The following is a 7900-nucleotide window of genomic DNA, read 5'->3' on the forward strand; positions in this document are numbered from 1 at the left end:
TATTATGCTTGGAGTTTCACCACTAAGGCAGACCACACTCTTGTGGAAGTCAACCTAAATGTTAACTAGAGGTTCAAGATTACTCGGAAAGGAGTTTAAACCCTGAAACTCAAACGCAATCGCTCGTAGGTGAGACTTATCTGACACTTAGACTCTGAAACTGCAGTTCATGCTGCTAACGTAGGTTCAGGTAGCATGATATTGAAATGGAGCCGCTGTCTTTTTATGACAAAATAATTGCAAACGCTTACTTATTATGTAAGGTAATTTGGAATTAACCTAATGAGGAGGATTAATTTGGTGCAGAAAACAAGTAATAAAATGATATCCAAATTGTTTATTTGGATGATGGTTTTGTTGGTTGCTTCAAGTCAGATGGTAGTACTTCCTGTAAGTACTTCTTATGCTGCAGAAGCAGAAGATAGTGATTTGCCGACTGCAGCAATAGAAAAAACGATCAAAAGTATTCCTCAAATCGAGGTTAATACCTACGTTGGTGAGCAACCAGAACTCCCTTCGGTAGTACAAGCCGTCTACAGTGACAGTACTACGACAGAAGTCGCGGTGAGCTGGGAACCGGTCAACCCTTCTGACTATGCGCAGGAAGGGACCTTTAATTTAGAAGGAAGTGCAGAAGGCACGGATATTAAAGCTAAGGCAGTAATTACGGTTATTCAAAGCGGGGATACAATAGAAGACGTAGACATGGATCGCTTTCTAGATGAGATAAAGAACAACATTCCAAGCGGCCAAGAAGTCGTATCGTATACGAATAATTATCAGTCTATGGAACCGGAAGCGATAACTTTCATCCACGGAAGTGGAACTGCTTCTGTAAATAATGGATTGACAATTTCGATCAACAATTTGGAGAGTAATCGAGCTGTCGCTACGTGGGATAAAGCTCCTTGGCTTTCTGCAGGAATCATTGATACAACGATGCGATATACAAGCTCACATCAAAGCAATATAGGTTTTGTTCTAGGATCTAATGATAAAAACCAAGGTATGGCGATCCGCTATGATTCTGGAACTACCTGGGTTATTCAGAGTCCAGATGGTTCAAGTAAATATGAAGTATTCGAAGGTCCCAAACTCGAATTGGATACGGATTACCATATTCAGATCGGGTTTAACGGAACAAAGCTTCTGGTCGTTGTAGACGGCAAGGCTTATTACAATAAGGATACAGATTTAATGAGTCAGTCGATTGGAATAGGTCAGATTGGATTATTTAAGCGTTATGCAACAGGAAAAGTCACCATCAAAAATTTACGTATTGAAGGTGTTGGGACTAAGGTAAAACCTCCGACTAATATTAATTATGTCCAAGATTATGAAGATTCAAGTTATGTACCTCGTTGGTCAGGGTTAAATGCCAAGGTCGTTACTGATCTTACGGGCAATAAGGTTCTCTCCTTAAAAAAAGGAACAAGTGAACGAGGCGTGGATTTAGATTCTCCAGAGATTCAACAAGGTACGCTTTCTTTAGATTTTAAGCTGATTAATCCAGATAAGCTGGGGAATGGGCAAGGGTTTGCTTTTGGTTTTAGAATGAATGATTCGGCGAGTATTTTTAATGAGATCGGTGTTGATCCAAGTAGCTGGATCCCAGAGTCTAATGCGGGGTGGGGAAGTAAGCTCGATATTCCTTATCCAATTCAAGGCAGATGGAACAATTTGATGTTTAATTTTAACGGAAAAACAATCACCGTTTATATGAATAAAAAGCAAATTGGCGATATTACTTTTGCACAATTTACAGAAGCAGCAGGACGTTTCGGTCTTCGCATTAGAAGTACTGTAGAATTGCAGATTGATAATGTGCAGTATACTAGCGAGATCATTCAACCGAAACAAATTACGGAATATAGAAATGATTTTCAAGATGGTATTACAGGTAACTGGAGTGATGGCACACCTTCCATTATTACAGAGGGCAACAACCGGATATTAAAACTTTCAAATTTAGGTGAACAGACGTTGAATTTGGATGCTGAGCCTCTTCAAAGTGCAACTTATTTGGTGGATTTTAAACCTACAACCAATCAAGTTGGATGGGTTATAGGCGAAGGCGCTACTGTTAAATATGAAGGTGCGAAATGGGTTTTGAAAAAGGGTGAGTTCAGCACTGATTTTGTAGCATCGGAGAGTTCCGATTTTAGTCCTGTGCCTAATGTTTGGAATAGAGTGGGTCTTCAGTATTCAGATTCATCCGTAACCTTAAGCATTAATGGTACTGAATTACATGCAAGCTTACCAGTAGGAGAGCAATTCGGAGAAGGACGTTTTGGCGTGATTGCTCAAAATTACATTTATATCGATAATATTCTCTTTACTGAAGAATTCCTCGATATGGATACCTCCTCCACACATGCTGACAAATTGATCTATGAAGAATACTATGAAGCTGATCCTAATCTTAACTGGGAAGGGTTGGTAGGTTCACAGCTGATTTCTGGTGGATATTTGCAAGGTGTGGTAGAAGCGGGAAGCACAGCTATAAATAAAGATGTAACTCCAGTCCAAAATGGGATCTACCAGGTGAAAATGCAGGCAGACGGAGTAGCAGGTGTGAGACTAGGAAATGTCACTATTTATGAGGAAAGTCCGGGCAAGTGGGCATATCAGCTTGATGGCAGTAATGCTACGGTAGATATTGGCAACGCGAGCGAAATCGAACCAGGCAAAGATTACACGCTTCGTGTGACGATGATTGAACAGCAACTGAGTCTATATGTGAATGGAATTATGGTTGGCAGTGGAACTGTTGATGGATTCTCGCCAGGAGAATTCGGCATATATAATTCTACAGATCATGAAATCGAGGTTAAGATAGACGCGATTACCGCGGAAGAGATTCGAGTGTATGAACCGAATTATACGGAGCAAAACTGGGGTCCGCTGGATAGCAGTAAACCAGTGGTACTTAAAAACGAAGAGGATCTTATCGAATTGAACATGCCAGGTGTTTCACTTGCTGTAGATAAGGACAGTCCTAAATTCGTTGATCAGCTGGTTACCTTTGATTATAAAACCAATGTGTCTGCAGGTTCAGATGGTGGCAGATATGGTTTTCTATTAAGAGGTTCTGCTGCGGATCGTTATGTGTCGGTTGTTCACGATATTAATGGTAAGTGGAAGTTAACTGCTAATGGGAATGAGGTTTCCTTCCCGAACACATATGAGATGAAAGCAGACACGTTCTATAATATTGAGATTCGTATGGTGGGAACTACGGTTAGTTTAAAAATTACCGATACTGAAGGCGTAACTACGGATATGGGATCGGTAACGGAAGAGGAAATGACCACGCAGCCGGGCTGGTTTGGACTTCGTTCTTGGTATGGGACGAAGAAGATGACGGTGAGTCATTTGAAAATGGTTGAATTGGAGTCACTGCCTAAGCTTAAGCTTGCGCAAGAGACAGATACGATTGAGAAAGATGGATTAAAGGTTACAGTATATAAAGATTTCCCAGGTATTGTAGAATATCAAGTTAATGATCACACATTGCAAGCAGATGTAGAACAAATGAATAGCTTAAAGATTAACAATATGGATTATGTGCCGCAAACCGTATCTACAAAAGTGAACGATAGCAAATACCAGTATACAATGACGATTAATGAGATCGGCGTTGTTATCGAAGGACATATTGAGGCGAAGGCGAACCATGTGGTTCGATTCGAAGTGGATTCAATTACAGAAAATTCAGATTTCGTAGTCCGTTCAATCCAAATGAACAATTCACTGATTCACGTGAACAGTTCGATGCAAGATGCAACTTATGCATGGAACAAATCTAGTGGAGCGTGGCATGGACTTACGGAAGAACTAGTGGATGATATGTCCCTAATGAAACAAAGCAGCACGATAGGAGCTACGATGGCCATGGTAAGTGGGAATGGCTTAGGTGCTTCCGTAGAGGACAACGTAATGAGCGGTGGTAATAAAGTGATTGTCACCACGGAGAAGAAACCACTAGTCAATAAAGTGACAGTGAAACCGGGCGCTTGGACTTATCGTCATATTCAGAGTAGTGAGACCGAAGCGTTGCCTTGGTATGAAGTGGTCGTGACCGAAGATCGCAATAGCGATGGGAAAACGGATTGGCAAGACGCAGCTGTCGCTTACCGGACGGAAATTTTCTCAGAGCCGTTTGGTGCGCAGGATATGAAGAATAATATGATGTACATTGCTTTCAACTTTGCGAGCCAAGCAAATGACCCGTTTTTGAATTCTTTGGATACAGGAAAGGTTCTGTACAATTATACCGATGGTTTTGGACAAATGGTCCTTCATAAGGGCTATCAGGCGGAAGGTCATGATGATGATATTCCTTCCTACTCTAATATCGGTGTAAGGCAGGGCGGACTTACAGATTTCAATTATTTGATTGACGAGGGAGATAAGTATAACCTGAGTGTCGGCGTGCATCTCAATGCAACAGAGTACCATCTGGATGCCAACGAGCTGAATTATTCCAACTTGAATGGTGCTACAGCAAATGGACCGAAGTCGGATAAACTTTCCAAAGGATGGGATTGGATCGACACGGCTTACTATGTAGATCAGACAAAAGATGTTCTGAGCGGTGATCTGAAGTCTAGGTTCACTAATCTTTATAATCTGACGAAAGATCCTACGAAACCAAATGATCCTACATTGGATTTCTACTATGTCGACGTTTATACCGGCAATGATTACAACGCTTATAAACTGTTGCAATACGCCAATGACCTAGGAATAAAAGTAGGGACAGAATTTGCAGGTCCGTTAGAGCCAGGTGTGGACTTTGTTCACTGGGGTCCTGATTTAGGATATCCGAATAAAGGAAATCAAAGTATTCTTTCTAGAATGGTAAAAAACAATTTGGACATTTTCGTTGGAAATGCCTTATTTAAAGGACAAAAAATACCTGGAGTAACTACTTGGGGAGATTCCAAACCGGATGTTCAGCAAGGGGTAACCGTATTCTTCAATGAAGTATTACCGACAAAGTTTATGCAACATTTCGGTGTGCTGAAATATGAAGAAGATCAAGTAAAATTTGATAATGATGTGATTTCGAAACGGAATAAAGCAACCGGCATGATTGAACTATCGAAGAATGGCAAACTGATTTCTTCTTGGAGAGATACAGGAACAACTACAGATGAATCAGAGCGTCACACAAGTGAGGCAAACTCATTAATTCCATGGGTGTGGGATGTAAAGACAAATCAGTCATTGGGCATTAATGAAGGAGCGAAGCTGTATCACTGGAACACAACGGGTAACGCATCAACGTGGCAATTGACGGATGAATTTAAAGATGTACAGCAATTTCATATGTATGAGTTGACCCAGCAGGGTAAAGTATTAGTCGATACCATTGTTGCTAAGGATGGTTCGGTTACGATTAATAAGGCGAAGAAAAATACAGCTTACGTCCTGTATCCGGCATCAGCTGATGCCTTGACATTGGTACCGAGCGCTGGAAATTGGGGAGAGGGCAGCCTGATCAAGGATTTTGCCTTTAATTCAGAACAGTTTAATGTTCCGGGTTCATGGACCGTTGATGATTCAGCTAACATTGCAATTAAAACGGTGCAAGGGGATACCGAGTACGATATCACCAATGAACAAAGCAAATCCAATTGGAACAAATATGTTGAGGTTGGAAGCAAAGCGGGAGTCATATCTCAGGAAATTAGCGGACTTACGCCAGGTCAGGATTATACCGTCGGTGTGTGGACTTTGACTGAGAAAGGGAGAAAATCCTCACTTGAAGTTACGATGAACGGTAAAACTTATTCCAGCAATGTGACAGGGATAGATGGCACCCATCAATCGTCCTTCAAGTTTACAGGAACCAAGTGGCAAAGAATGAATGTTGAGTTCAAAGTTCCTGCCGGAGTCACAACCGCAACCGTTAAGCTTGTAGCTGATGCGGGAACGGGAACGGTACAATTTGATGATGTTCGTATTTGGAAGCATACATCCACTGAGAAAGATCCTACGAATAAGGGTTATGTTGTCTATGAGGATTTTGAAAATGTGTATGAAGGTTGGGGACCGTTTGAGTATGGAGGCGGGTCTAGACAAATTCATATTACGACGGACCAAAGTAATCCGAATGATAATAATCCAATTGTGGGAGCATCCGATGGTAAAATGGGTCCAGTGATGACCTGGGTTCTGGATGGAGAGAATTCGTTGAAATTGAATGAAACTGATATTGGTAAATTAATAAAATCGAATGAATCTAGTGTGAAATTGCAGCCAAACACAGAATATGATTTGGGTTTTATTTACACATTAGAAAAGTTTGCTGGTTATCAGGTTTCTGTTCAATCACGCTCCACAGGTGAAATCGTGCTCCAGGAAAATCTCACGCCTACACCTAATTCAGGTAATAAAGCAGGTGAAGATGGTGGTTATACTCGCTATCAGAAAAATTTCACAACAGGTGATCAAGATGATTACCAAGTGATTTTTAAAATGGTGTCCAAGGGTTCCGGTAACCCTACGTCTGATTATGCTTTCATTCTAGATAATTTCTATATTAAAGCTAATGACGTGAATATTTCGAAAGAGCTTCTTCAACAATCGATTGATGATGCCCTTCTATTGAAGAGTGAAGAGTATACATCGGAAACGTGGGCTAGTCTCGCTGACGCTTTGGATCAAGCACAGAAGATCATCAAGGATTCAAGCGCTACAATTACTTCGTTAGATGAAGCACGATTACAACTTGAAAAAGCAATAGAAGGCCTTGTATTGGTGGTTAACACAATTGTATCTATTGAGGATGTAAAAGTGGAGACGGAAGCTGGATCTGCACCTAAATTGCCTGCAGAAGTAACCGCCACTTTCAGTGACCATACGACACAAAAGACTTCCGTTGTATGGGATGCGATTGATCCTTCCAGTTATGCTAAGGCGGGTACTTTCCAAGTGAAAGGATCGGTCAATGGAACTGATATTAAAGCGATTGCGATCGTAGTAGTAAAAGCGAAGGACAGCGGTAACCCAGATCCAAATCCAGGTAATCCAGGTACAGGAACAGATCAGGGTACAGGTACGAAACCGGAGACAATTCCAAATCCAGGCACAGGAACAAATAATGGGTCTGATAAGGAGAACGAAAATGAAACCAAGCCGGAAACGGGTACCAGCAAGCCTAAGTCATTCGTGGATACAGTGGGTCACTGGGCGAGTAAGGAAATTGAAGCTCTTGCGAGCCAAGGTATAATTAAGGGCTTAACGGAGCAGAAATTTGCTCCTAATCTGACCATAAACCGCTCTGAAATCGCAGCGATGCTATCGCGTGCTTTTGGTCTCAAGGCTAATGGCTCAACATCATTTAAAGACGTAACAGAAGATAAGTGGTACAAAGATGATGTCAGTGCTGTGGCGGATGCAGGTTTGTTTAAAGGGTACGCTAATCAACTGTTTGAACCTACGAAACCTTTAAGCCGTGAAGAGATGGCAGTTATTATGGTAAGGGCGCTTGAATGGAAAGGGAAATTGCCTGTAGTATCGGATACTACCGAAACGGTATTATCGAATTATAAAGATGCAGACCAAGCAGGAAGTTGGTCAAAACAGGCTTTAGCAATTTGCATTGAGTTAGGTTTAATACAAGGAACACCTGATCATAAACTGAGTCCGAAAAGTAATCTGACCCGGGCTGAGGCAGCCGTCTTGTTCAGCAGATTGTTAACGTATCTCGAATAGGCCATACTATTTGGAAAACGAGCCTTGGATGCAAATCCTTGGCTCGTTTTTTATGGTTTTAAAATTACATGAGAATGGTTAGCTGTTGAAGATTATGGTAAAATTTTGCTCATTGGTGGAAATCTATTTTATATAAAAATATGCAATATAAGATATTTACTCAGAATGTTAAAGG

General features: G+C 41.2%; 1 protein-coding gene. It reads left to right on the forward strand.

The genetic code is table 11. From position 1 onward, the window contains the following. Positions 1 to 300: 300 nt before the first annotated feature. On the forward strand, positions 301 to 7725 hold the full coding sequence (locus KFT32_RS06270) for an endo-alpha-N-acetylgalactosaminidase family protein (protein WP_211746267.1): 7425 nt from the start codon (positions 301 to 303) through the stop codon (positions 7723 to 7725). Positions 7726 to 7900 lie beyond the last annotated feature (175 nt).

It is taken from the genome of Paenibacillus sp. Marseille-Q4541, assembly GCF_018310695.1.
Lineage (GTDB): Bacteria > Bacillota > Bacilli > Paenibacillales > Paenibacillaceae > Paenibacillus.